Source organism: Synechococcus sp. R55.2 (genome assembly GCF_047462075.1).
Classification (GTDB): Bacteria; Cyanobacteriota; Cyanobacteriia; order Thermostichales; family Thermostichaceae; genus Thermostichus.
On sequence record NZ_JANSIH010000356.1, the window covers coordinates 1 to 539 of the forward strand.

Genomic DNA, 539 nt, shown 5'->3' on the forward strand with positions numbered 1-539 from the left:
CATCAGCTCATCGAGATTTTCGCCACGGTCAACGGGCGGGCCAGCCAGCTGGCTGAGGCGGATCCCCGCAACGGGGTTCTGGCCCTTTCCAGCAGCCCCAGCCGCTCCCCCGAAGAGATCGTCGCCCTCCTGGGAGGCACAGCTCTGGCCCGCCTCAACCCCGAAGCGGGAGTGGCCGGCCTGGCCGGAACTGCCTTGCTCAACGATGTGCTGGACACGCTGCGGGACACCCTGGGCCTAGACGAGGTGCGCATTAGCCCCGTCCCCCAGGTCGATACCCGCGCTGCCAACCGCTCCTCGATAGGGCTAGCGCTGGAGGTGGCCCGCGATCTGGGGCCAGCCACTTCCATCTCGGTGCAGCGCAACCTAACGGATCCCTTTCAGCCCACCCGCTACAGCGCCCGCTACCGCCTCAACGAGCAAACCCTCACCCGCGCCAGCACCGACCTCGAGGGCAACAATGTCATTTCCATCGAGTTTGAGACCCGCTTCTAATGGGATCCGCTCCGGAGTTTGGCAGCAGGCTTTGGATGGCCAGG

1 protein-coding gene is annotated in these 539 nt (G+C 65.9%); it reads left to right on the forward strand.

Annotated features, from left to right (window positions below):
- Positions 1 to 495 (forward strand): translocation/assembly module TamB domain-containing protein (locus NW838_RS11425; protein WP_414428070.1); only part of this gene is annotated, 495 nt, incomplete at its 5' end.
- Between the last annotated feature and the right edge of the window lie 44 nt (positions 496 to 539).